The sequence below is a fragment of the Luteimonas suaedae genome (genome assembly GCF_008312895.1).
Classification (GTDB): domain Bacteria; phylum Pseudomonadota; class Gammaproteobacteria; order Xanthomonadales; family Xanthomonadaceae; genus Luteimonas; species Luteimonas suaedae.
Genome location: NZ_VSSP01000037.1, coordinates 1 through 1,691, shown reverse-complemented (window position 1 = coordinate 1,691; position 1,691 = coordinate 1). Strand labels below are relative to the sequence as shown.

Sequence of the window (1,691 nt, the reverse complement as noted above, 5' to 3'; positions counted from 1 at the left end):
GAGCTGGTGGCCTTCAACATGCTGGCCGGCCAGGTGGCCGGGCCCGTACTGCGCCTGGCCCAACTGGCGCAGGATTTCCAGCAGGCGCGGATCGCCGTGGACCGGCTGGGCGATATCCTCAATTCGCCCACCGAGCCGGCCGTATCACCCTCGCGGGCCAGCCTGCCGGCGATGGAAGGCAAGATCAGCCTGGAGCACGTTGGCTTCCGCTACCGGGTCGACGGCCCGGAAGTCCTCAGCGACGTGAGCCTGGAAGTGGCGCCGGGCGAGATCATCGGCGTGGTCGGCCCTTCCGGTTCGGGCAAATCGACGCTGACCAAGCTGATCCAGCGCCTGCATACGCCCGAGCGTGGGCGGGTGCTGGTGGACGGCGTCGACCTGTCGCTGGTGGATCCGGCCTGGTTGCGGCGCCAGGTGGGCGTGGTGCTGCAGGAAAGCCTGCTGTTCAACCGCAGCGTGCGCGAGAACATCGCGCTGACGGACCCGGCCATGCCGATGCCGCGGGTGATCGAGGCCGCGAAGCTCGCCGGCGCGCACGACTTCATCCTCGAGCTGCCCGAGGCGTACGACACGGCCATCGACGAACGCGGCGGGAACCTGTCCGGCGGCCAGCGGCAGCGGATCGCGATCGCGCGCGCGCTGGCCAACAACCCCCGGATCCTGATCTTCGACGAGGCGACCTCGTCGCTGGACGCGGAAAGCGAGGAGATCGTGCAGGCCAATCTGCGCCAGATGGCCGTCGGCCGCACGGTCATCATCATCGCGCACCGGCTTTCGGCCGTGCGTTTGGCGAGCCGGATCGTCACCCTCGAACGCGGCCGCATCGTCGAGGCTGGAACGCACGAAGAACTGCTCGGGAGCGGCGGGCGCTACGCCTCGCTGTATACCAAGCAGATGGGCCTGCCCACACCACTACCCGCCACGGCAGTGGCGCTGTCCTGATGACGGAAGGCCACAGGGATGAAGGAAGGCTTGAAACGACATTGGGACGTGGTGCGCGAGAGCCTGCGGCTGGATCGCGAGGAAGGCCGCGGCCGTGTCTCCGCCGCCGAACCCGAGTTCCTGCCGGCGGCGCTGGAGATCCTGGAACGCCCCCCGAATCCGGCCGGCCGTGCCGTGCTCTGGGCGTTGATCGCCTTCCTGGTGAGCGCCGTGATCTGGGCCTGCCTGGGCAAGCTCGACATGGTGGCGTCGGCCAGCGGCAAGGTGACGCCGCGCGGTAGCGTCAAGACGATCCAGCCATCCGATTACGGCGTGGTGCGCGCCATCCACGTCGTTGAAGGGCAGAGTGTCGCTGCGGGCCAGCCGTTGATCGAACTCGACCCGACCGTCAGCGCGGCCGAGGTCGAACAGGCGCGGCAGGCCTTGACCAGTGCCGAAATCGACGTCGCCCGCACCCGCGCACTGGCCGATTACATCGTGGGCAAAGGCAATACGTTCCAGGCGCCCGCGGAGGCGCCAGCGGCCATTGCCGAGATCCAGGCCGCGCTGGTGCGGGCCAAGATCCGCGAGTACGAGACCTCGCGGGCGGCGCTGCACCAGGAAATGGCCCAGCGCCGCGGCGACGCGGGCATGGTCTCGGCCGAAGTCGCGAAACTCGAAGAGCAGCTGCCGCTGGTCACCGACCAGCACGCCAAGCTCGATGCGCTCAGCCAGGACAACTACGTGCCCAAGCTGCAGGTCTCCGAGGT

At 68.7% G+C, this 1,691-nt stretch carries 1 protein-coding gene and 1 pseudogene; both read left to right on the top strand.

Annotated features, from left to right (window positions below; translation table 11 throughout):
- The coding region (locus FXO19_RS18990) for an ATP-binding cassette domain-containing protein (RefSeq protein ID WP_149196682.1) at nt 1-942 on the top strand (942 nt) is incomplete at its 5' end.
- A gap of 30 nt (nt 943-972) precedes the next feature.
- Nucleotides 973-1,691: pseudogene (locus FXO19_RS18985) on the top strand (HlyD family type I secretion periplasmic adaptor subunit); the annotation flags it as partial.